Source organism: Peribacillus sp. NPDC076916, assembly GCF_050269675.1.
GTDB classification, from domain to species: Bacteria; Bacillota; Bacilli; order Bacillales; family DSM-1321; genus Peribacillus; species Peribacillus aracenensis.
Genome location: NZ_JBNNIU010000007.1, coordinates 107,973 through 131,994, shown reverse-complemented (window position 1 = coordinate 131,994; position 24,022 = coordinate 107,973). Strand labels below are relative to the sequence as shown.

At 41.6% G+C, this 24,022-nt stretch carries 23 protein-coding genes and 2 riboswitches; of the genes, 18 read left to right on the top strand and 5 right to left on the bottom strand.

Translation table 11 applies throughout. The features are described 5' to 3' along the window. Positions 1-29 precede the first annotated feature (29 nt). The 8 genes from ACQKFG_RS19755 (at position 30) to ACQKFG_RS19720 (ending at position 11,034) form a co-directional block, all read left to right on the top strand. A complete protein-coding gene (locus tag ACQKFG_RS19755) occupies positions 30-908 on the top strand; it encodes a LysR family transcriptional regulator (protein ID WP_192204520.1) in 879 nt (292 codons plus the stop codon). A gap of 393 nt (positions 909-1,301) precedes the next feature. Further along, a complete protein-coding gene (locus ACQKFG_RS19750; RefSeq protein ID WP_427561995.1) occupies positions 1,302-3,293 on the top strand; it encodes an alkyl/aryl-sulfatase in 1,992 nt (663 codons plus the stop codon). A gap of 288 nt (positions 3,294-3,581) precedes the next feature. Continuing rightward, entirely contained in the window at positions 3,582-4,817 is a 1,236-nt protein-coding gene (locus ACQKFG_RS19745) for an MFS transporter (protein WP_192204522.1), read from the top strand. A 118-nt stretch (positions 4,818-4,935) separates the two neighbouring features. Next, entirely contained in the window at positions 4,936-5,841 is a 906-nt protein-coding gene (locus ACQKFG_RS19740) for a LysR family transcriptional regulator (protein WP_192204523.1), read from the top strand. Between the two features lie 174 nt (positions 5,842-6,015). Continuing rightward, positions 6,016-7,188, top strand: a complete 1,173-nt coding sequence (locus ACQKFG_RS19735; RefSeq protein WP_192204524.1) for an acyl-CoA dehydrogenase family protein — start codon at positions 6,016-6,018, stop codon at positions 7,186-7,188. Between the two features lie 21 nt (positions 7,189-7,209). After that, complete coding sequence (locus tag ACQKFG_RS19730; protein ID WP_427561989.1) at positions 7,210-8,784, top strand: class I adenylate-forming enzyme family protein; 1,575 nt, start codon at positions 7,210-7,212, stop codon at positions 8,782-8,784. A 433-nt stretch (positions 8,785-9,217) separates the two neighbouring features. After that, entirely contained in the window at positions 9,218-10,645 is a 1,428-nt protein-coding gene (locus ACQKFG_RS19725; protein ID WP_342615622.1) for an alanine/glycine:cation symporter family protein, read from the top strand. 170 nt (positions 10,646-10,815) lie between these two features. Next, positions 10,816-11,034, top strand: a complete 219-nt coding sequence (locus ACQKFG_RS19720; RefSeq protein WP_349729461.1) for a YozQ family protein — start codon at positions 10,816-10,818, stop codon at positions 11,032-11,034. 103 nt (positions 11,035-11,137) lie between these two features. On the opposite strand, the gene ACQKFG_RS19715 is transcribed toward ACQKFG_RS19720, so the two are convergent. The 5 genes from ACQKFG_RS19715 to ACQKFG_RS19695 all read right to left on the bottom strand — a co-directional run bounded on the left by ACQKFG_RS19715 (position 11,138) and on the right by ACQKFG_RS19695 (position 14,012). Beyond that, positions 11,138-11,983, bottom strand: a complete 846-nt coding sequence (locus ACQKFG_RS19715; RefSeq protein ID WP_342615624.1) for an energy-coupling factor ABC transporter ATP-binding protein — start codon at positions 11,981-11,983, stop codon at positions 11,138-11,140. Between the two features lie 18 nt (positions 11,984-12,001). Beyond that, a complete protein-coding gene (gene cbiQ / locus ACQKFG_RS19710; RefSeq protein WP_427561984.1) occupies positions 12,002-12,778 on the bottom strand; it encodes a cobalt ECF transporter T component CbiQ in 777 nt (258 codons plus the stop codon). Then, positions 12,765-13,076 carry an energy-coupling factor ABC transporter substrate-binding protein gene (locus ACQKFG_RS19705; protein WP_342615626.1) on the bottom strand — a complete coding sequence of 104 codons (312 nt, stop codon included), beginning with the start codon at positions 13,074-13,076 and terminating at the stop codon, positions 12,765-12,767. The genes cbiQ and ACQKFG_RS19705 overlap by 14 nt, the downstream gene beginning before the upstream one ends. Before the next feature lies 1 nt (position 13,077). Further along, the gene (locus ACQKFG_RS19700) at positions 13,078-13,821 is read right to left on the bottom strand and encodes an energy-coupling factor ABC transporter permease (protein ID WP_427561981.1); all 744 of its coding nucleotides are present in this window, start codon (positions 13,819-13,821) and stop codon (positions 13,078-13,080) included. Positions 13,822-13,841: 20 nt separating this feature from the next. After that, positions 13,842-14,012 (bottom strand): hypothetical protein, encoded by a 171-nt coding sequence (locus ACQKFG_RS19695; protein ID WP_179086154.1) that lies wholly within the window; start codon positions 14,010-14,012, stop codon positions 13,842-13,844. Then, a riboswitch (cobalamin riboswitch) is annotated at positions 13,996-14,189 on the bottom strand. Its footprint overlaps the gene before it by 17 nt. Positions 14,190-14,391: 202 nt before the next feature. After that, a riboswitch (cobalamin riboswitch) is annotated at positions 14,392-14,582 on the top strand. A 150-nt stretch (positions 14,583-14,732) separates the two neighbouring features. Between ACQKFG_RS19695 and ACQKFG_RS19690 the strand changes: the two genes are divergently transcribed. From ACQKFG_RS19690 to ACQKFG_RS19645, 10 genes are read left to right on the top strand one after another with little or no spacing between them, the layout of a single operon-like run. Beyond that, a complete protein-coding gene (locus tag ACQKFG_RS19690) occupies positions 14,733-15,101 on the top strand; it encodes a (2Fe-2S) ferredoxin domain-containing protein (protein ID WP_192204532.1) in 369 nt (122 codons plus the stop codon). A 14-nt stretch (positions 15,102-15,115) separates the two neighbouring features. Continuing rightward, entirely contained in the window at positions 15,116-16,753 is a 1,638-nt protein-coding gene (gene cobJ, locus ACQKFG_RS19685) for a precorrin-3B C(17)-methyltransferase (RefSeq protein WP_427561976.1), read from the top strand. An 18-nt stretch (positions 16,754-16,771) separates the two neighbouring features. Continuing rightward, the gene (locus tag ACQKFG_RS19680; RefSeq protein WP_427561973.1) at positions 16,772-17,674 is read left to right on the top strand and encodes a sirohydrochlorin chelatase; all 903 of its coding nucleotides are present in this window, start codon (positions 16,772-16,774) and stop codon (positions 17,672-17,674) included. Beyond that, the gene (cobK, locus tag ACQKFG_RS19675) at positions 17,671-18,441 is read left to right on the top strand and encodes a precorrin-6A reductase (RefSeq protein ID WP_427561970.1); all 771 of its coding nucleotides are present in this window, start codon (positions 17,671-17,673) and stop codon (positions 18,439-18,441) included. The genes ACQKFG_RS19680 and cobK overlap by 4 nt, the downstream gene beginning before the upstream one ends. Before the next feature lie 12 nt (positions 18,442-18,453). Continuing rightward, positions 18,454-19,101, top strand: coding sequence for a precorrin-8X methylmutase (locus ACQKFG_RS19670; RefSeq protein WP_034312499.1), 648 nt, complete (start codon positions 18,454-18,456; stop codon positions 19,099-19,101). Between the two features lie 5 nt (positions 19,102-19,106). Continuing rightward, positions 19,107-20,219: a cobalt-precorrin-5B (C(1))-methyltransferase gene (locus tag ACQKFG_RS19665; RefSeq protein WP_427561967.1), complete on the top strand. Its 1,113-nt coding sequence runs from the start codon at positions 19,107-19,109 to the stop codon at positions 20,217-20,219. Continuing rightward, positions 20,203-21,417 carry a precorrin-6y C5,15-methyltransferase (decarboxylating) subunit CbiE gene (cbiE, locus tag ACQKFG_RS19660; RefSeq protein ID WP_427561964.1) on the top strand — a complete coding sequence of 405 codons (1,215 nt, stop codon included), beginning with the start codon at positions 20,203-20,205 and terminating at the stop codon, positions 21,415-21,417. Before ACQKFG_RS19665 ends, cbiE begins: the two co-directional genes overlap by 17 nt. After that, on the top strand, positions 21,410-22,117 hold the full coding sequence (cobI, locus tag ACQKFG_RS19655) for a precorrin-2 C(20)-methyltransferase (protein ID WP_098371853.1): 708 nt from the start codon (positions 21,410-21,412) through the stop codon (positions 22,115-22,117). The genes cbiE and cobI overlap by 8 nt, the downstream gene beginning before the upstream one ends. Then, complete coding sequence (cobM, locus tag ACQKFG_RS19650) at positions 22,114-22,890, top strand: precorrin-4 C(11)-methyltransferase (protein ID WP_260286189.1); 777 nt, start codon at positions 22,114-22,116, stop codon at positions 22,888-22,890. Before cobI ends, cobM begins: the two co-directional genes overlap by 4 nt. Beyond that, positions 22,887-24,011 carry a cobalt-precorrin 5A hydrolase gene (locus ACQKFG_RS19645; RefSeq protein ID WP_370662537.1) on the top strand — a complete coding sequence of 375 codons (1,125 nt, stop codon included), beginning with the start codon at positions 22,887-22,889 and terminating at the stop codon, positions 24,009-24,011. Before cobM ends, ACQKFG_RS19645 begins: the two co-directional genes overlap by 4 nt. Positions 24,012-24,022: the final 11 nt, after the last annotated feature.

Below are 24,022 nucleotides of genomic sequence, written 5' to 3'. Positions count from 1 at the left end.
AACTATCTAAAAACATGGAGGTCGTTTTCTTGAAATTAGAAAATCTAAAAATGTTTTGTTTAGTGGTGGATGAAGGAAGCATAAGCCAGGCAGCGAGGTTAAGTTTCCTATCTCAACCCGCTGTAACAAGACAAATCCATCAACTGGAAAATTATTATAACACTTTGTTATTCGACCGTGAGGAAGGAAGGCTGAGAGTTACAGAGGCAGGTAAGTTGTTATACCCTTTTGCAAAAGCTATTGTAAATGACTTCAACCATTCAAAAGAAGTGATTCAGCAATCGACTGGCAAGTACAATGCAAACCTCATAGTAGGGGCATCCTTGACTATTGGTGAGTATTTGTTGCCGAGCTTGCTTGGAAGATTCAAAAAACAACAGCCTGAAATAAAAGTGACATTAACGATAAAAAATACCCCCCGGGTTCTGCAGGATCTTACAAACGATGTCATTGATTTGGCCTTGGTAGAAGGGCTTGTGGAAAACAGCGATTTTATTGTAGACAAGTTCGCCGAGGACGAATTGATATTGGTATGTCCATCCGACCACCCCTGGAAAGACAGAAAAGAAATCCAGCTTGAGGAATTGGGGAATGAAAGAATGATTTGGCGTGAATCCATTTCAGGAACACGGCTTATAGTGGAAAACATGTTAAGGGAGCATGGGGTTTTAGAAAAAATAGAAAGCTACATGGAGATTGGTAGCACACAAGCGATAAAAAGTGCGGTTGAAGCTGGACTTGGAATCAGCATTCTGCCCAGGTTGACAGTGGCCAGGGAATTGGAGCAGGGCTTTTTGCGGGAAGTGGGTATTTCAAGAATAGATATAACTAGAAATTTATGGCTAGTCAGGAAAAACAATCGTTTTAATAAAATTGGGGTGTCTAAATTTGTTGATTTCCTTCAATAATAAGGAAGGATAGCCACTTTGGTTTACTATTACAATTTTTCAGCGTTTTCAATTTCGTGGTTAAAGATGTGCCCAAGGCCCCTTACCCTGAAAAAGTCATGGAAAATTGAATATACCGCATGATTATTCATAAAAGCTCTTCTCTATCGGGAGGGGCATTTTGTATTTGGATGTGCAGTTCACCGCTATACGAACTAACATTCGTTAATAAGTAGTTTATATATAAATAAAATTGAAGTTACTATTAGAAATAGGAAATATACTTAATGGCTAATTAATTATAAAATAAATTCATATTATTCTAAAAATTTATACAAAAAGAGTAAGTTTACTTCTTCGACAAAAGGAATATAGACATGATATCTGCTTATTCAAACGAGAAAGGGGTATGAGATGTCCAGAGTATCTATTATTAAAGGCATTGTTTCCGTTCCCATTGTTTTTGCTATGCTCGCAGGATCTTCTGTTACAAATGCTTCATCTGGTGAGCCAATGCCCGCAACATATGCAACTATTTCAGCAAATAAAGCATTTTATGAACAGTTGAATTTTAAAGACAAGGAAGATTTCAAGGATGCACATAAAGGGTTCATTGCACCCTTGAATATGAATCCAATAAAAAATTCAAAAGGTGACGTAGTATGGGATAGTAATCGATATTCATTCATCAAAGAAGATCAGCCGGCAAGTAATACTGTAAACCCTAGCTTGTGGAGACAGGCACAATTACAAAATATAACAGGCTTATTTAAAGTGGTAGATGGCGTTTATCAAGTTCGGGGTCAGGATTTATCAGTGCTTACCATTGTGGAAGGAAAAACAGGATTAATAGTTTTGGATACACTTTCTACAATTGAAACGGCCAAAGCAGCGATGGAGCTTTATTTTGAACATCGATCCAAAAAACCGGTAAGTGCCATTGTTATTAGTCATAGTCATGCGGATCACTTTGGTGGTATAAAGGGCATTGCTCAGTACGCTGAAAATCCAGCTAATGTGCCCATCATTGTTCCCGAAGGTTTTAACGATGAAGCGCTAAGTGAAAACATTCTTTTAGGTAATATAATGTCTCGCCGTGCAGGTTATATGTTTGGAAATCTTTTACCCGCAAATGAAAGAGGGTTTGTTACTTCTGGTATTGGCCCGGGATTAAGTAACGGAACTTTTAGCTATTTACCTCCAACAATGGAAGTAAAGGATGATATTCAAACGGTGGAAATAGACGGAATAACTTTTAAGTTTTTATTGACGCCGGATTCAGAAGCTCCATCTGAGATGCATTATTACATCAAAGATTACAAAACTTTAGTGGTAGCCGAAAACACCGGACACACGTTACATAACATTTATACATTAAGGGGAGCTAAAACCAGAGATACCTTAAAATGGGTTAAAGCACTTGATGGAACAGTCGATCTGTTTGGAAATGAAGATATAGATGCCATGGTTACCGCTCATACATGGCCCATATGGGGAAAAGACCATGTTCTGGAGCAGTTGGAAAGTCAGCGTGATTTGTATAAATATATTCATGACCAAACGATACGATTAGCTAATTTAGGACTCACACCTGATGAAATCGCGGAAAAGTTGAAGCTTCCTGAAAAGTTGGATAAAGTTTGGGCCAATCGGGGGTATTACGGAACATTGAAACAAAACGTAAAAGCGGTGTACAACTTTTATTTAGGATATTTCAACGGTAATCCATCCGACTTGGATACTTTACCACAAGAAGAATCGGGCGCTAAATATGTGGAGTATATGGGTGGGGAAAAGAAGGTCATTAAACGGGCAAAACTTGATTATAAAAAAGGGGAATATCGCTGGGTGGCTCAAGTTTTAAAGCATGTAGTCATGGCTAACCCCAAAAATACAGAAGCAAAAAATTTACTGGCTAATGCTTATGAACAATTAGGATACACCGCTGAATCCTCTGTGTGGCGTAATTTCTATCTTACCGGCGCAGATGAGTTAAGGAATGGAGTGGCAGACACGAAAGGAACTGGCGGAATGATGAATCTCGATACGCTGCTCAATATGCCAATGGATGATTTCATGAAATTCTTGTCCATTAAGTTAAATGGAACAAAAGCGGAAAATAAAATTATGACATTCAATTTGACATTTACAGATTCGAAAACCAATTACATGTTTGATCTGGATAATTCTGTATTGAACTTCGAAAAAGGGAAAATGGCGTCCAACCCTGATGCAACATTAACATTAGATAGTATGACCTTTTATCAGATTGCTCTAGGACGTGAAGATTTATCCAAAATGGAAGCGGCCGGTAAAGTTTCCATTTCCGGTGATAAAGAACAGTTCGAAGATTTCCTGTCTTTGCTTGATCAATTTCAACCGAAGGTCAATATCGTTACTCCATGATAATCAATTACTTTATAGCATGATGGATCAAGTGACCAATGTTTCTACCCGCGAGTCTACTTATTAGTCCCGTGGGTTTGAATGTATCTAATAATCTTGTAGGCATTCCAGTTTCGTTTTTTAAAATCATTATTGTCTTTTAATGAAAAAACGCTCCTAATAGTCACAGAACAAAAATCAATAAGTAAAAAGTAAATTTTCAGTCTTGGGCATTTTGAAAGGGATTGTAAGCGCTTCCCTTATATATCCAAAAGTTTTGTGAAAATCTAAAAAATGGAGTGATGAGGAATGCAGCTGTATGCAAGTAAGAAACGAAAATTAGTGATCAGCGGCCTTTTATTTGTTGGAATGATTTTAAGCTTTTTTGATCGCGTTGCCATTAATGTCGGAATTATTCCCATTGCAGATGAGTTTCATCTCAATACGTCCCAGACAGGGTTTTTAATTAGTATATTTTTTGTTAGTTACTCACTCATGCAACCGCTTGGCGGATGGATGACCGATAAATATGGAGCAAGAGTCATGGTTACTGTTTCTTTGTTTAGTTGGTCACTGTTCACTGTTATGTCCGGGTTTGCTTGGTCTTTCATGTCTTTATTATTCATTCGTTTTCTGTTCGGGTTAGGTGAAGGGCCTTTCTATCCTGCCAGTATGTCCACTATAAGAAATAACTTCCCGGAAGAAGAACGGGGCCGGGCAAATTCATTTTTCCTGTCTGCCCAGAATATTGGCGGGATATTAGGTACCGCTCTTGCCGCTTCGATGGTTGTAGCTTTCGGTTGGCGGGGCATGTTTACCATTGCCGGGATTCTAGGGATATTAATTTCTTTCGGTATTTGGTTCATTCTAAAGCCTCAAGGAACTCAGGTTAAAACAGACAATCCGAAACAAAAAAAGGTAGCTCTGAAACTATTATTTAAAATCGAAAATATTTGGAAACTCATAACTTTCAAGTTTATCTCAAATATTATCAACTATGGTCTGATCACTTGGATGCCTATATATTTGGTTAAGGAAAAAGGGGTTGATTTAATAGCCGCTGGGGGTTTATTGGCAATCCCTTATGTTTTTGGTTTCTTGATGTTTAATGTAAGCGGATGGCTTCTGGATAAGCATATGGCTAACCGGGAGAAGTATCTTGCTGCTGCAGGAGCTTTATTATCGGCAATTTTTCTCTTTTTAATGTCTAACGCCACATCCATAGCACTTTTCATCACTTATCTCACTCTTAACTCCATAGCGCTGTCTTTCTTTGGAACCGTTCTATATACGATTATCATAAAATACTCACCAAAGGAACTTACGGGCTCTGCCTCCGGACTCGTAACTTTTGCCGGTCAAATTGCAGGTGCGGTTTCTCCTTTAGCCCTAGGTTTGATTATCAGTTTGTTTAATGACTCCTATGACGCAGCTTTCCTGTTTTTGGTGATAATGGCGTTGTTGGGAACGGTTGTTGCCGTTTCTATTAAAAATAATCGGGCACAACCCGCTAAAGAATACGAAAAAACAACTACCATTGTATGAAACCGGCACTCTGCCTTTGTGGAGACAGTTCGAGGGGGCCTGAATCTCCTTCTCTAAAATTGAAAGGGCTTTCTGTTCGAGGTATGATATGGGTAATAGGCCAGAAGGAGAATGAACCATGAATATTGAACAATTGGAATATATAATAAAAGTGGCCGAGGTAAACTCGATTTCCATGGCTTCAGAGAGCCTCCATATCTCTCAATCTGGAATCAGCATGGCCATTACCAGTCTGGAGAAGGAATTAGGTATAAAAATCTTTAAGCGGTCACGGTTAGGAACCATACCTACAGAGGACGGAAAGGAAATCATCCAGAAAGCTCTTGAAGTATTAAGCAAATTGGAAGAAATAAGAGACAGTGCGCAAATACATTCAGATACGATGGAAAAAGAGTTACGCCTATCCTCTACACAAGGTTTATTTCTTACGGTTTTGCCTAAATCATTGGCGTTATTTAAGAAGAAGTATCCCAAGGTGAAAATCGTGATTGAAGAAAAAGGGGGACAAGAGATAACCGAAGAAGTACTGAATGCTAAGATAGACATCGGGCTCTTGAATATTCCAAAGATTAAGCCAAAAGAAAATGAGTTGGAATTTCAACCTTTAATGGAAGCAAAAGTGATTGTGTCGGTCAGTAAGAATTCCCCTTTAGCCAACCGTAAAAGCATAACCCCACAAGAGCTAATGGACCAAAATCTGGTCGTTTACAATGGACCAAGGATGAAGGCGTTCATCAAAGGTTTTTTCGATCATTACGGTGAGATGAATATTTTGTTTTTCACAAATAATACAGAAATCATCAAAAAAACCGTCGCTGAGGGATTAGCCATTGCCTTTTCCTATGATATTGGAGTGAACAGTGACCCCTATTTCCTAAGCGGGGAACTTGTGGCCATTCCTTTGGTTGAGCTAGAAAATAATACAATGGAATTCGGTTATGTTCGCTCTAAGAAGCAGTATTTTTCAAAAGCTGCCAGGGAGTTTATAAAATGTCTCGAATTCTATACTGCTCTTAAATATTAGTTTCCCATGATGAAGGGAACTAATATTTTTTTGTGTTTTTTTTACATCAATTTTTCTTATGTGTATATCATATTTCATTATTTTACTTAAATATTATTTACCTTTAAAATTATTTTTATAACATTTTAAATATTTGAACAGTTTGACAAAAACAAGAAATGAAAGGGGAAACTTATGGTAACAACGCAGGAAGAGAAATTAGAGGTACTTCAAACAAAGTTGCAGGCTTTCATTCAAGATGAATTGCTTCCATTTGAACAGGAGCATGGATTGAACGCTGAAGAGGATATCCCGATGGAAGCCATACGATGGGCAAGAAAACGATCCAGGGAATTGGGTTTTTACGGAATTAACCTCCCTGAAAAGTATGGTGGACAAGATGTTAGCTTAAAAGGATTATGCATGTTCAAGGAAGAATTGGCCCGTTCCGGAGCAGTGTTATGGGGGCAGGTTATCGGCGAGATTGGCGGGCCACTAAGAATTGGTCAGATGTTGGAAAGCTTTACAACGGAGCAAATAGAAAAATATGTGATGCCCGTCGTGAAGGGGGAAGCGAGCTGCTGCTTTGCCCTTACAGAACCAAATGCCGGATCGGACGCCTTTGCTATCGAAACAACAGCCGTTAAAGACGGAAATGATTATATATTGAATGGAAAAAAACATTTTATCAGTGCTGCACCCTATGCTGATTTCGCCATTGTCATAGCGAAAGAATCTCAGGAAGGAGAGAAAGAAAGAATCACTGCTTTCCTAGTAGATAAAAAAACACCCCAACATTCGGGGTTCGAACTAGGAGACATTCAAGTTCCCCTATCAGGGGAGCGCATACATGCTGAATTGAATTTCAATCAATGTCGAGTGCCTGCCGCCAATATTATCGGAGAACCAGGAAAAGGGTTGCTGCTCGGATTGAAGAGAATAAACACAAATCGCGCTTCCCATGCGGCCGGCTTTATCGGAATGGCTCAACACCTTCTCAATTTATCTATTGAGCATGCTAAAACGCGAGTCCAGCACGGCCGGCCCATTGGTGACTTCCAGGCAATTCAGCATATGCTCGCAGAAATGGCGACGGAAATCTATGCAGCAAAGTGCATGGTCTATGATGTGGTTGAAAAAATTGATCAAGGAAAAGAGGATCGCGCCGGCACATCCATGGCAAAGCTATTTGCTTCAGAAGTAAATAGCCGTGTGGCTGACAAGGCCATCCAAATCTTTGGCTCCAAAGGCCTGGTAAAAGGCCATCCTGTAGAAAAAATGTACAGGAGCGCACGGATGTATCGGATTTTGAGCGGAACCTCGGAAATTCAAAAAAATACAATTGCCAAAGCATTATTAAAAGGGTAAAACCGAAGGAGGAAAAAATACATGCTGCATAAGTTGACATTTCAGTCACTGTTGAATAAAGGAATGAAACGATTCGGCGAACTGCCCGCAATTACCTTGTTGCCAACCGGGGAAACGATAACCTACGACGAGTTATGGAAGAAAACAAACCTTATCTCTTCTTATTTACTTCGCTTAGGTGCAGGAAGGGGTGTCCGCATAGCGACCATCATTCCAAACAGCTTGGAAAGTGTGATGTTTGGTTTGGCCATCCAGCAATGTGGAGCTACCTTAGTGCCATTAAGTGAAAAACTGGGGAAACGAGAAATACAATTCATCCTTAAGGAAGCAAAACCAGAAGTGGTCATAATAGCTACAAAGACGCACTTTGATACCTTCTTTGAGTATTTGGAAGAAATGAAGCAGGAAAATGTCCATGTCATTGGGCTTCCTGGCTTTGCTATTAATTATCCAGAGGAGTTTGAACGGTTTCAATGGCCCGATGAAATAAATGATTTAGACTTGCCATTAGCTGAAGCGGAAGACATTGCCCTTCTCTCATATACAGGCGGGACAACGGGTACACCGAAAGGCGTCATGCATACCCAGAAAGGACTCGGCGCCGCCATACTTTCTGCCGCTATCGAAGACCCACTTGACGACCGAGACCGAGTATTGCTAAGTACGCCTATTGTGCATTCAGCCGGTTCTTTACTTTGGAGATCCCTTGTTTCGGGCGTCCATGTCTATGTGATGGGCTCATTTGACGCTGCAGAATTCATACGGGCGATAAAGGAACATGAAATTACGACGACATTCATGGTACCGACCATGTTATACAGACTGCTTGATCAGACAAAGAAGATGGAATATGATATGAGCTCCATGCGCAATATTTTCTACGGCGCGTCACCAATTTCACAAAAGCGCCTTAAAGAAGCCTTTGAAGTATTCGGGCCTATCATGCGCCAGCAATACGGCATGACTGAATGTAATATTGTCATTACAAGACTATCGAAAAGCGCTCATGTATGGGCTTATCATAACAATTCGGAAATTTTGAAAAGTTGTGGAAAACCGTGCATTCTTACCGAAGTTCGACTGATCGATAATGAAGGAAATGATGTAAAACCTTCCGAGCTTGGTGAAATTATCGTAAAATCGCCAGCGATGATGGCAGGTTATTATCAAAGACCTGATCTTACCCAGGAATACATCCGTGATGGCTGGTTCTACACTGGTGATATTGGCAAATGGGATGAAAGCGGTTACCTTTATATTGTGGATAGAAAGAAAGATATGATCATTTCAGGCGGGATGAACGTATATTCTTCAGAAGTTGAGCGGGTGGTGAACCTGCACCCTTCTGTTGCATTAAGTGCTTGCATAGGTGTTCCACACCCAGATTGGGGAGAAGTAGTGTGTATCGTTGCATCACTGCAAGATGGATTGAACTGTACTAGTGAGGAATTAATTGATTTCTGCAAACAAAGAACCTCAAAGTATATGATTCCTAAAGTAGTCTATTTTCTAGATAAGTTTCCATTAACGCCGATTGGAAAAATTGATAAGAAAGAATTAAGGAAGATGTTTGCACAAGGTATTCTAACCATATAGGAGAGGCAGAAAAAAGGATATCATAAAAGATTTAATTTCAACATTGGGACCTACAGCAATCCTGAATCAGATAATTGCAAAATAAGCCTCGCACGTTAATCTGGAAACAGGTCGTGTGAGGCTTTTCTATATCCAGGTTGTTTTGATTAGGAATTTAAATAACGTTGCAGTGAATGTTAAATGAAGTGAGGATGAAAGATTATTATATAAAGGAAATGATATTGAAATATTATATATTTCGATAGATTACACTAATTCATGAATGAAAAAAATAGAGTGTTAGGATATAATATATAATGGTATTGGAGATTCATTACGGAATTTCCTTTTTTTATGGCTTCATTTGTTTATCTCCTAAATGAATAGGGAAATAAATTATAGCTGTATATGTTTTTGTAATAACAATTAGCGTGAAGTAGAGGGGTTTGTTTTAATGGAGATCTTAGAAAATTTTATTAGTGAGGCAAATGATGTGTTATGGTCTTCCATATTGATCATCATGTTGATTGGATTGGGTCTTTATTTTTCCGTCCGTACGAAGTTTGTTCAATTCAGAATGATAAGGGAAATGTTCCGGCTATTAGGCGAAGGGGCCACTGCGGAAAAAAAAGGTGTGACATCCTTTCAGGCATTTTGTATAAGCACGGCTTCCCGGGTAGGAACGGGTAACCTTGCAGGTGTTGCAATAGCGATCACGACGGGCGGCCCTGGAGCCGTTTTCTGGATGTGGTTAATAGCACTGATCGGATCTGCTTCGGCTTTCATTGAAAGTACACTTGCTCAAATCTATAAGGTCAAGGATGGGGATGCATTCCGCGGCGGTCCTGCGTATTATATGGAAAAAGCATTGAATGCCCGCTGGATGGGCATCACTTTCGCTGTGTTGATTTCGCTGACATTTGGACTAGCTTTCAATTCGGTACAAGCCAATACGATTACAAGCGCATTCAACGAATCGTTTGGGATTGAAAAGTGGGTTACGGCTGTCATCCTGGCAATCGTCACGGCGGTCATCATTTTTGGCGGGATCAAAATGGTTGCAAAGGTCTCTGAGGTCATCGTTCCGATCATGGCAGGAGCCTATGTGATAGTGGCGTTGATTATCATCATCATGAATATTACGGAGTTACCGGGTGTTTTTGTTCTGATCTTTGAAAGTGCATTTAATGGCATAAAAGAAGTGGCTGGCGGAGTACTGGGAGCAGCCATGATGCAAGGAATCAAGCGCGGCCTATTTTCAAATGAAGCCGGGATGGGTAGTGCACCTAATGCTGGCGCGACGGCAGATGTCAGTCATCCCGTCAAGCAAGGCCTCATTCAGTCACTGGGTGTTTTTGTCGATACGCTCATCATTTGCAGTTCGACTGCCTTCATCATTTTGTTTTCAGGTCTTTATACATCGAAGGAAACGGATGGAATCGTCCTTACCCAAAATGCCCTTGGAACGGCATTGGGGCCTTGGGCGGGTATTTTCCTTGCCATCATTGTACTGTTATTCGCTTTTAGCTCCATTGTGGGCAACTATTATTATGGAGAGTCGAACATTGGCTTCATCAATGAAAATAAGGTTTGGTTAAACATCTATCGTATCGCAGTCGTAGGGATGGTGATATTCGGTTCTCTTGCCTCACTGGATTTTGTTTGGGGATTGGCTGACTTGCTGATGGCCCTTATGGCCATTATCAACCTGATTGCCATAGCATTACTAGGGAAGATAGCATTTGCTGCATTGGCGGATTATCAAAAGCAAAAGAAAAGTGGGAAAAATCCTGTCTTCCATGTGAACAATATCAAAGGCTTGAAGAATGTGGAATGTTGGGGTGACCCATCCGATAATGTGGATGTGAAGAAGGAAGCCTAAGCTCTCAATAAGCTTACATGTAAAGTCCTTGAAAGGGGATTTTACTTGTAAGCTTTTTTTGCCTTTTTTAATCATTATTGAATATTGCTTCAGTTTTTACACAAAATACCTTTGTCTTAATACTGCTGTCAATGGATGATTGGAAAATTTAAAAACCAGGAGTGAAAAAAATGGATAGCAAGCAATCAAAAAATGAATCTTCAGAAATTGCCGGAAGAATATATGATGTTAGTGATTATAAACGGGAAGATAATTTATCTTCTGGACTGGCTACAACACACGAACAAGTTTCGGATACTTATGCGGAAGGGGAGGTAAAAGCAGTCGTTGATGATGTGAACGGAAGAGATATTGAGCTTGCAAAAAAAAGAACTGAGGAAGAAAAGTAATAAATAATAAGATTTTTGGTTTTTAGGAACAAGAATGATCGCCTGCTATTTTAAAGATCCCCTAGCTTTTGGAAAGAGGAAACAATAGCTAGGGGATGCTTAATTAATAAATCCTTTCGGTCTCCAACATTTGAAGCAATTCTTCCTTCGTTCTTGGGAAAAGGTCCCGTTCAGACGGTTCCCTTGATTGAAGAAGGGCTTGAAACATTTCAAAAACCCACGGCTTCTCCAGATGTGCCTGCAGCAAAACGTCTTCATCATGGAAAACGGATACGGGATCCCCTTGGTATATGACCTTACCATCGTTCATGACAACCACTTCATCAGCCCATTGATATGCTAAATTAACATCATGAGTTGATAGGATTATCGTTTTGTCATGGTGGTGGATATTGTCCAGCAGAGCCATGATCTGTCTTGAGAAATAAGGATCCAATCCAGCTGTAGGCTCATCCAAGAGCCAGACATCAGGTTCCATGGCGAGTACCCCTGCAATGGCGACACGTTTTTTTTGCCCAAGGCTCAAAAAATGGGTGGGTCTGTCTTTAAGTTCCGTTATTTCCGTTTCAGCCATCGCCCAATTTACTTTCTCCTGGACTGCTTTTCTATCCCATCCTAAATTCATCGGTCCAAACGATATATCCTGTTGTACATTAGCGGAAAAGAGCTGCGAGTCGGGATCTTGAAAAACAATCCCGACTTGCTTTCGTAATGATAATAATGCTTTACGGTCATATTTCATTTTCTTGCCCTTAAATCTGATCTTTCCTGCCGTAGGTTGTAAAAGCCCATTTAAATGGAGGAATAAAGTCGATTTGCCGGCACCATTATTGCCTAGTAATGCTATCTTTTTACCGTGTTGGATCGTTAGCGAAAGGTCGTTTAAAGCAAACGTTCCATCCGCGAATTGATGGGTGAGGCCTTCTATATGAAAAATATGCTCGTCCATTCTTGGGTTGCCTCCAATTTACAAATATCCATTAATAAAGATTAAGCTTCCTAGTATTACAATCGCGATCAGCCAATTGCGTGAGGAATAGGTGTAAGTATCCTCGATATAGGAAAGGTTCTCCTGATAGCCTCTTGCGTTCATGGCCATCGTCAAATGTCCAGAGCGCTGCAATACTCCTAAAAATAATGATGAGGTTAGTAATCCGAGAGATCGAATGCCTTTCCTTAACGAACCATACCCCAGCCGTGAAGCTTGTGATTGGTGAATGGCCAAAGCCGTTTCTAAAAAAATAAAGATGAAGCGATAGGTCAATTCTATTAAATCGACCAATAAGGAAGGCACTTTAAGTTTTCGCATCACAGATAGTATGACGGTAATGGGTGTAGTTAAGGTAAGGAAATATAAACAGCTGATGCTGCCTAATACGACAGTGATCAAATTGATCACTGTTCCTATGCTGTCATCGCTGATGAATATTTGCCAGTTCCCGACCTTCCAGGACCACCATATATTCGAAAACGAAGTAAATTTGCTTGTAAAAGAAAAAAGGATGGTAATTGTTCCTGATAGTATAAAAAATCCCGGTAATAGAAGTAATTTAAGATAATAAGAAAGCGGGATTTTTGCCGCAAAAATGATTAAAGCGCTCATCACCGTAAAAGTGATGAGCGAAACGGTCATATCCCTTACCGTTAACGAAAATAGCATAAGGGAGAGTGCAAAAACCATCTTTTCCAACGGATGTACATCCTTTAGCCCATTGAAATAGGCATATTTATCAATGAGTAACATGCTTCGATTTTCCGGGAATTTCCTGTTTGGTTTGTTTATTCCGTTGTCTCGTTACACCTATGAAATAACCAATGAAACCGGCTCCGATTGCAGCTTGCAGCGCAAATAATAAACTTTCGGTTTCCGCACCTGGCGGCTCCCAAATACTGTTGAACCATGGTTTGTATTCCGGCTGGATTTTGGTGATGGCTTTTTCAGCTTCTCCATCGGCACCGCCAAATTCCGTTCCTTGTTGGGTGAGTAACGGTATGGTAGCAAGAACGACGACCAGGAAAAGCAACAGTAAACTTTTTTTCATGTTAACGGGCCTCCTTAGATAAAACTCGCAGCAATTTCAATTCGCCTAGATTGTATTTTTTTAAGAAATTCATCACGACGACTGTCAATAACCCCTCACTGATTGCCAAGGGAATTTGGGTCAGGGCAAAAATCCCTGCAAATTTACTGAAAGAGGCCATGAACCCTCCTACCTCGGATGGAAAAGCAAGAGCAAGTTGAATGGAAGTTACCACATAGGTTCCCAAATCTCCAAAAGCAGCAGCCAAGAACACGGAAAATGAAAAGGACCAACCTAATTTAGTTGCGCCCTTGAAGACGAAGTAAGCAATGAGCGGTCCGCAAACGGCCATGGAAAATGCATTGGCCCCTAATGTCGTCAATCCTCCGTGAGCCAGTAAAACGGCTTGAAATAACAGAACGATGGAGCCAACGACACTCATGGCCAATGGTCCGAATAAAATGGAGCCCAAACCAACTCCGGTAGGGTGTGACGAACTTCCGGTAACGGAAGGAATCTTTAGGGCAGATAAAATGAATACAAATGCACCCGATAAGCCAAGCATCATTTTTGTTTCTGGGTTTTCCCTTACTTTGGATCTAATGGACCGGTAACCCAGGATTAAAAATGGAAGCGTCACGGCCCACCAGAATATAGCCCATTCAATGGGTAAAAAGCCCTCCATGATATGCATGGCCATTGCCCGTTTTGGAACGAAAAGCAGTAAAATGACAAAATAAATGGTCTTCCAATTGGTTCTTTTCATTCTTTCTCCTTTCAAAACTTTTAATTTTTCTGATCAATCTTGAGAAGAAAGGCGCGCCCAACATAAAAAGCACTTCTCTCAAAGGAAAGAAGTGCGTAATGAACAGGAATTTTGCAGCATAAACCAACCATGGGCCTTTCTGCCTGATCCGCACACCCATCCTCGTAGGTTGAAACAGTTTCACGCTTCATGGCAGGTCTCCTGGCTTTGGTTCATCATCCCATTACATCCTTCCCATCTCATTTGACAGTGGAATAGTTAAAGTAATAGGACTCCCCTTTACAGTGGCGGGACCGCTCCGGATTTTCACCGGCTTCCCTTTTAAGCTGAATTCCGAAAAATTCAACACCATAAAACTTATGTAATTATTTAGAAAATTCTCGTATAGTGTACCATAAAGAAATAATTCCAGCTACACTATCTTTTTTTTTTTGACTAAATTTGTTGCAAGGAAAGGCTTGTTGACAGGATATACACTATTAAACTTTTCTAAACAGTCGGAATAAACTATTGAATTTTGATAAAGTTGTTATATGATAGATAAAGTTAGTTAGAAATGTATAATAAAACCAAATATTTCATTTTAAAAGTGCCCTTGTGTGAATAAGCAAGGGATAATAGGGAAATCGGTGAAAATCCGATGCAGCCCCCGCTACTGTAAACGCTGATGAAATTGTCGATAGCCACTGGCATTGTTGCCGGGAAGGGACAAGGTAAAATGAAGCGTAAGCCAGGAAACCTGCTTTTAAAATTGCATGATACTTTTCGGAGGGAAAGGTAGAAGGACTATGACGATTTTGGGAGATTGGGCATTCTTGCCTGGGGCTCCTCATCCATATAGTTTTTTTAAACCTTGACTCTTATGTTAAGGTTTTTTATTTTGCCTTTTCCCTGAACGCAGGAGGAAGAACATGACTACTTGGAACTTAATGGGTACAAATACACATCTGTTGATTTGTAATGGAAGCAGCTGTATGAAAAAGGGCGGGGAAGAAGTAACCCAGGCGATTCGCGATGAAATTACTTCCAAAGGACTGGACATGAAAATCCATACAACCAGGACACGGTGTAACGGAAGATGTAAGGATGCCTGCGTTGTGATTGCCTATCCTCAAGGAAACTGGTATCGAGTGGAGACACCTGATTTCGGTCGCCAAATTGTCAGCCATATCGATGATGGGGAGTTTGTTCCACAAATGATCTACCAATTCAATGATGGGGAAATGGCACCCAATCCAAATTTTCCTGCTCATACGGGTATTTCAAAGAACAAAGCGTGAAAGGAGATGTCTTAATGAGTACAAACGGTAAATTATTCGTCGTGGGCTTTGGACCAGGGAATTTTGAACACATTACCAAACGTGCTGTCGAAGCCCTTCAAGAAAGTGACTACATCATTGGTTATAAAACTTATGTTGAACTCATTCAGGGACTGCTTACAGATCAAACGATTATTAGTACGGGGATGACTGAAGAGGTATCACGTGCTCAGGAAGCAGTGAAACAAGCGGAGCTGGGTAAGAAAGTTGCGGTAATCTCCAGCGGGGATGCTGGAGTTTACGGGATGGCTGGGTTGGTTTATGAAGTATTGATTGAAAAAGGCTGGAAAGAAGAAACTGGAGTGGGCATTGAAGTCATTCCTGGCATTTCTGCAATAAACTCTTGTGCATCTTTACTTGGGGCACCAGTCATGCACGATTCGTGTACAATCAGCCTCAGTGATCATTTAACTCCTTGGGAACTGATCGCTAAAAGGGTTGAAGCAGCTGCAATGGCAGACTTTGTCATTGCCCTGTATAATCCGCGCAGCGGCAGGCGGACGAGACAAATTGTTGAAACACAGAACATTCTCCTTAGCTACCGTTCGCCCGATACACCTGTCGGGTTGGTGAAAAGTGCATATCGAGATAGGCAGGATATTGTCATAACCAATTTGAAAGATATGTTGAATCACGATATTGGAATGTTGACCACCGTTATTATTGGTAATTCATCCACCTTTTTATATGATGACAAAATCATCACACCAAGAGGGTATCAGAGGAAATATACTTTGAATTCGGAAAAGCAACCATTGAAGCCGCATCAGCGTCTGCAAAAAGAAGCGGAACCGTGGGCATTAGATCAAGAAGCCTTCACCGAATCCTCTGGAGGAGTTGGATTACTTACAAAAGCACCTGAAAAGAAGCCAGATTCCTTTGAAATGGCAATGGAAGCACTGTCAAGAGTCAAGGGGCAAACCGTTCAGCAATCCTTTGAGCCGATCGTTCAGCAAAAAATGGAGTCGGTATTCGAACTTGCCGTTAGTCCAGGTGTGGCGAATAAACAATTCACTCCCAAACAAATGATGACACTTGCGGAAGTTGTCGGGGAAAAGGGCACGATGGAATACACGCCAAATCATAAAATCGTATTAAAGATTCCGACAATGGATCCGGAAGTCATTACGGGGAAATTGCAATCAGCAAACTTTCTATTATCACCGATTGGAGATGTACTGACATTAAAAGCATGTGATTTCTGTGATGGTGAAAAAACCGAATCCATTCCTTATGCGGATGAAATACATCGGGTGCTTGGCGGAATGAAAATGCCAAAGGAACTTAACATCGGTTTTAATGGGTGTGGAATGGCTTGTTATAGTGCTGTGATGGATGATATCGGGATTGTCTTTCGAAAAGGGAAGTTTGACTTATTTCTTGGAGCTAAACCGGTTGGAAGAACAGCCCATCCAGGTCAGCCTGTTGCGGAAGGCATTGAACCTGAACAGCTTGTTGAACTGATTACTGATATTGTCACGGAGTATAAGCAAAATGCCCATCCAAATGAGCGGCTTTTTAAATACTTCAAACGTTCGAAAAAGATACAGAATTTTTCTTATCAGGACATCGCTCCCAAAATAAACATAGAGCCTGCGCCTTGTGAAGACTAATCAAGAGGGGGAAAATAAATGAAAGCAGTTTTGTTCGTAGGACACGGAAGCCGCTTGGCTTCGGGAAACGAAGAAGTCCTTCATTTTATTGAAAATATGATTCCGGCATTGGATGGGCGCTTCCTTGTAGAAACGTGCTTCTTGGAATTTGCGGCACCGAATATATCCAAAGGCATTGATAATTGTGTAAAACGAGGGGCTTCTGAAGTTATCGTCATACCGATCATTTTGTTGCATGCAGGACATTCGAAATTACATATCCCAGCTGAAATAGAGGATGGGAAAACAAAGTATCCAGAAGTGAAATTCACATATGGCCAAACGATCGGGGTCCACCATGATATATTGACAATCCTGACAGACCGTCTTGAGGAAGCGGGATTCGATCCAGCTTCTGAACAGGCTGAGACAGCAATATTGCTGATTGGCCGAGGTGGCAGTGATCCTGATGCAAATAGTGATATATATAAAATTTCACGATTATTATGGGAAAAATTGAACGTAAAATGGGTCGAAGCATCTTTCATGGGTGTAACGGACCCGCACGTTGACGAAGGTATTGAACGATGCATCCGCTTAGGGGCAAAAAAAGTAGTGATGCTGCCATATTTCCTCTTCACAGGGGTGTTGATGGAAAGAATGGAGGATATGCTGAAAGGCTATCAAGTGCAATATCAAGATCAAGAATTCATTTTGGCGAAGTATTTTGGATATCATCCAACATTACAGAACATTCTGCAAGAACGTGTAATTGAAGCTAGTGAGGGCAGATCAAGCGGGGCACGTGATTTGGAAAACTATCGTAAACATGTCGAGGAACATGGACATGCCCACCATCATCACCATCATGACCACGATCACCATCATGATCACGATCATAATCATGATCACGATGGGCAAGTGGCGGGGACGTCAAAATGATTTTGTTTTTGGCGGGTACAAGTGATGCAAGGGAATTAGCGATTGAGATGCAGCAGGTGGGATTCAAGGTTTTGGCAACTGTTGTAACCGAATCGGCGGCTAAAAGTTTGCAAGATGCAGGCATATCCACCCAGATTGGCGGCTTAACTGCAGAGGATATGACATCTTTAATTTCTGAAAAAGGCTTTCAGGCTGTAGTTGATGCAAGTCACCCATTTGCCGAAGAAGCATCCAAGAACGCCCTTAACGGAGCAAAGGCAGCAAATGTCCCTTATATTCGTTATGAGCGTGAAAGTCAACGGTTTCAGAATGATAAATTGATAGTTGTCCGTGATTATGAGGAAGCTGCCAAGCTTGCCGCTGTGAAACGGGGAGTCATCATGCTCACGACAGGGAGTAAAACCCTGGCCGTGTTCGCAAAAGAATTGGTAGGGCTAGAGAATACAAGAGTCATAGCGAGAATGCTGCCGCGCATGGACAATATGGAAAAATGTGCGCAGCTGGGCATTGAACAAAAAAATATCGTTGCGATTCAAGGGCCATTTTCCAAAGAATTAAATAAAGCTCTATATGAACAGTATGGCGTCACATTGATGATTACGAAAGAAAGTGGCAAGGTCGGTGCGGTTGATGAGAAATTGGAAGCAGCGTTGGAATGTGGAATAGAGACGATCATGATATCGCGACCGGATGTTGACTATCAAAATGTTCATTCCAGTTTTGATCATGTCATCGCCGAGTTGAATAAACAACTAAATGAAAAATAGGAGGAATGCAAGATGGATTTTAAAACGGATTTTAAACCACTAACGGTAGACCCAGACAAAATATATGATTATAGCTTCTCGATCATAGCTGAAGAAATGGGCAATCATGATTTTTCTGAAGATGAATGGAAGATCGTCCGCCGGGTCATTCATGCTTCAGCGGATTTTGAATTGGGAAGAAGTGTCATCATCCATCCAAATGCCATTCAAGCTGGTGTGGAAGCCATTCGCAAAGGTAGACATGTCATTGCGGATGTGCAAATGATCGAGAGCGGTACAGGCAAAAAAAGATTTCAAAAACACGGCGGGGACGTTCATTGCTATATTTCAGATCCGGATGTGATGGTCGAAGCAAAACGTTTGAATACGACAAGGGCGATCATTTCGATGCAAAAAGCCGTTAAAGAAAATGAAGGGGGCATTTATGCCATTGGCAATGCACCTACAGCTTTACTTGAGCTCATTCGTCTTATTAAAGAAGGGATTGCAAAACCAGACTTAATCATTGGAATGCCTGTTGGGTTTGTTTCTGCAGCAGAATCGAAAGAGGAACTCGCTAAGATCACGGAAGTTCCATTCATTACGAATATTGGTCGAAAAGGCGGAAGTACTGTCACTGTTGCTGCATTGAACGCGATTTCCCTTTTAGCTGATAGTTAAAAAACATGGAAAAGAAAGTAAAAAAGGACCCCTCACAAATGCGTCATGGGTATACGACAGGGGCATGTTCGACTGCCGTGACTAAAGCTGCATTGACTGCATTGATCACGGGGGATGCACTTGATGAAGCGACGATTTCCTTGCCCATCGGGCGAGATGCCACTTTCACTATTGAGAAATATGATATATCGGAAAATGCGGTTAGTGCTGAAACGATCAAAGATGCCGGAGATGATCCCGATGCCACCCATCTGGCACATATTATCTCTACTGTCAGCTGGTCGGAGGCACCTGGGATTATCCTGGATGGAGGGATAGGTGTGGGTCGTGTGACCAAACCCGGGCTTCCTGTCCCCGTAGGAGAAGCGGCCATTAATCCTGTACCGCGCAAAATGATTTTAACCACTGTGGAACAAACATTGGAAGAATTTAAGATCGATAGAGGAGTGAAAGTCGTCATCTCCGTGCCAGCAGGTGAAGAAATAGCGAAAAAAACATTAAATGGCCGCTTGGGGATTGTGGGAGGCATTTCCATTTTAGGAACAAGGGGCACTGTCGTCCCTTTTTCCAGCTCAGCCTATATGGCAAGCATCGTCCAGGCTATCAGTGTCGCCAAAGCGAGTGGTTGTGAGCATCTTGTCTTAACTACTGGCGGGCGCAGTGAAAAGTATGCGATGGGCCTTCTCCAGGATTTGCCTGAGGAAGCCTTTATAGAAATGGGTGACTTTGTGGGCTTCTCACTTAAGCAATGTAAGAGACAGGGAATTAAAAAGGTATCATTGGTCGGCATGATGGGGAAATTCTCCAAAGTGGCCCAAGGTGTGATGATGGTGCATTCAAAAAGTGCCCCGGTCGACTTCGGTTTTCTATCGGAAATAGCCCAAAGCGTCGGAGCTGAAGATGATCTTGTTCTTGAAATCAAGAATGCAAACACGGCGTCCCAAGTCGGGGACATGATGTCAGCGATAAATAATTTTGATTTTTTTAATAAACTATGTGAATCCTGCTGTCATTCTGCCATAAAGCAAGTGAAGGGCGGAATTGAAATGGAAACGGCGATTTATTCGTTGAAAGGACAATTACTGGGAAGGGCTGTTGGAATTGAGTCAATCGATTAAATTAATCGGGATAGGGGATAACGGTCAGGAAAGCTTGCTGCCCCAATATGCCCAATGGATAGAAGAAAGTGAAGTTCTGGTCGGAGGTGAACGGGTCTTATCGTTTTTTCCGAACTATTCTGGCAAGAAGATTGTCATAAAGGGTGGTTTGAAAAAGGTGGTGGAACAACTGCAGGATGAAACTCGTCCAACAGTTGTCTTAGCTTCTGGTGACCCATTGTTTTATGGAATGGGAGGCTATCTTTCCAGCAAAATCAACATAGAGGTTTACCCATATTTCAGCTCAATTCAGCTTGCTTTTGCAAAAATGGGTGAAAGCTGGCAAGATGCCTTCCTAGTCAGTGTTCATGGCCGCAGTATGAAAGGTCTGGCCCAAAGGATAGATGGGAAGGCGAAAGTAGCTTTGCTTACTGACATCGAAAATAGTCCAAATCAACTTGCTAAATATCTCATTTCATTCGGAATGACTGAATACCGGGCATTTGTGGCTGAAAATCTTCAAGGAGAAACCGAAGACTCTGGCTGGTATGAACTTGAAGAAATGGTGGAGCGGGAATTCTCGCCGTTGAATGTCGTCATTTTGAAAAGAAAATCAGTAGGTCCAAGCTGGTCCTTGGGGATAGAAGATGAAGAATTTTCGCAGCGGAAACCCGACAAAGGTCTCATAACCAAAAAGGAAATTCGGGTATTAAGCCTGCATGCGTTGAATCTTAGGAAAAACAGCACCGTTTGGGATATTGGGACGTGTACGGGCTCAATGGCAATTGAAGCGGCCAAGCTTGCATCCGAAGGCCAAATTTTCGCAATTGAAAAAAATGAGCCTGATTTAGAAAACTGTTATCAAAACCAGCGTAAATTCCGTACTGATATAACGGCCATTCATGGAAAAGCTCCGCAAGGACTGGAAACCTTTCCGGATCCTGATGCGATTTTCATTGGCGGGTCTGGCGGCGAAATGGCAGATCTCATCCATACATGCTGCAAACGACTGAAAGATGGCGGCAGAATCGTTCTGAATGCCGCGACGATTGAGAATCTTTACAGGGCTAATGAGGCATTTGCTGAAGCTGGTTTTCACACTTCCATCATGCATGCCCAAATCTCCAGAAGTAAGCCAATTTTGGGAATGAACAGATTTGTTCCGCTTAATCCTGTATATATCATTACTGCACAAAGAAAGGAAGACATGAATGAGTAATCTTGGTACATTATATGGCCTTGGCGTGGGCCCGGGCGATCCAGAGCTTATTACAGTAAAGGCATTTCGCGTGATTCAGGAATCTCCGGTCATTGCGTATCCCAAAAAAAGAAAAGGGAGTAAAAGCTACGCCCATCGCATTGTTGAAGTTTACATTCGTCCTGAAGAGAAGGATATGCTGGGCCTGGTTTTTCCGATGACGAAAGATCAAGCGATTTTGGATCGGGAATGGAACGGAACGGTCGAAAAAGTTTGGCAAAAATTAAATGAAGGTAAAGATGTTGCTTTCGTTACGGAAGGCGATCCGCTTTTATATAGTACGTTCATACATATGATGAAATTGATGCAGGAGCTGCATCCCGAAGTCGAAATCAAGACAGTCCCGGGCATTTCTTCTTTTAATGGGTCAGCGTCAAGGCTGGGCATCGCTTTGGCTGATGGTGATGATCATGTTGCGATAGTTCCTGCAAGGGATGACTATGAAGCGATGAAGAAGGCGATCGAAGATCATGATGCCGTGGTGTTCATCAAAGTGGCAAAGGTCATCGATTTAATGATTACCGTTTTAAAAGATTTGGACTTGCTTGAAAAGGCCTCGGTCGTAACCAAAGTCACTTCCGATGAAGAAGTGATTTGGAAAGTGAGTGAATTGGAAGGACTTGAACTAGAATACTTAACATTGATGGTGGTGAGAAAATGAAGATATATATTGTAGGTGCTGGCCCGGGTGACCCGGATTTGATAACTGTAAAAGGATTGAACATTCTCCAAACGGCTGATGTGATTTTATATACGGATTCATTGGTGAATGAAGAATTGATTGCTAAGGCAAAGCCCGATGCCGAGGTGCTAAAAACGGCAGGTATGCATTTGGAGGAAATTGTTGGCATCATGGTTGAGCGTGTTAGAGAAGGAAAGATGGTTGCTAGAATCCATACAGGGGATCCTGCCATGTACGGTGCAATCATGGAACAAATTGTCCTTTTGAAGAAAGAGGGTATTGGTTATGAGGTGATCCCGGGAGTAAGTTCGGTATTCGCCTCGGCAGCTGCAATAGGAGCAGAGCTGACTATCCCTGATTTAACTCAGACACTCATATTGACGAGGGCTGAAGGACGTACGCCTGTTCCGGAATTTGAGAAGTTACGTGATTTGGCAAGTCACCACTGTACGATTGCCCTTTTCTTGAGTGCGACCTTGACTAAAAAAATCGTTAAAGAACTCCAAGAAGCCGGTTGGAAGGATGATACTCCGATAGCAGTCATTCAACGGGCAACATGGCCGGACCAAAAAATCGTCCGTACCACGTTAGTGAACTTAGATGATGATATGCGTCGAAATGGTATCCGCAAGCATGCGATGATTTTGGCTGGATGGGCGTTGGACCCTACCATTCATGATAAAGATGAATACCGATCCAAATTATATGATGCGAGTTTTACCCACGGTTTCAGAAAAGGTGTTAAGCCATGATCATTGAACTGAAAGAAGCGGAACTTGCTCCCATTAAACGGTCTCATACTTATGCGATAGTGGCGATTACAAAGCATGGTGTCGAGCTGGCACGAAAATTACATACTGTTTTTTCGAATTCCGATCTATATTACATGAGCAAGTTTGAAAAAGGGGACGAAGAGCATAAACAGATCCAGCTTTTTTCGGGCAGTGTTCGTATGCTATTACCCGCTTTATTCAAGGAATATAAAGGAATCATATTAATTATTTCACTCGGTGCGGTAGTCAGGATGATTGCACCAATTTTGAAGGATAAGAAAACGGATCCGGGTGTCGTTGTCATTGATGATAAAGGGGAAAATGTCATCAGTGTACTGTCAGGGCATCTGGGAGGAGCGAATGAACTGACTAAGGAAGTTGCTGCAGCCCTGGATGCAAGAGCTATAATCACCACGGCTTCGGATGTTCAAAAAACGATTCCTGTCGATTTATTCGGACAGCGCTTCGGCTGGATTTGGGATTCTGCAGAAAAATTGACTCCAGTGAGTGCATCCGTTGTAAATGAAGAGCATGTTGCCGTTGTACAGGAATCAGGTGAACGGAATTGGTGGACTTATGAAACGGCATTACCCGAACGCATAATCGTATACCCATCCATTGAAGAAGCGCTTCAAGCAAAGCCGCAAGCAGCGCTGGTTGTAACTCACCGTATTCTTAGCCATTCGGAAAATGGGATCCTTGAAAATGGGATCGTATATCGGCCAAAAGTCATTGCTCTCGGTATCGGGTGCAATAGGGGAACAGCGGCAGCTGAAATTGAGCAGGTGATTGCAGAAACACTAGCGGAATTATCGTTTTCATTAAAAAGCGTTAAAGCGATCTGTACAATTTCCTTGAAGAAAGACGAAATCGGCTTGATTGAAGTAGTTGAAAAATACGGCTGGGAATTCGTGCATTATGAACCGGAAGAGCTTAATCAAGCCAAAATCGAAGCGCCATCGGAAACAGTATTTAAATACACGGGTGCATATGGTGTGAGTGAACCGGCTGTGAGGATTTATGCTAAAGCTGAACAATTGGAGCTGGTTAAGAAAAAATCGGGTAACGTAACCATTTCAGTTGGCATCATACCTTTTTAAGGAGGGAGAAG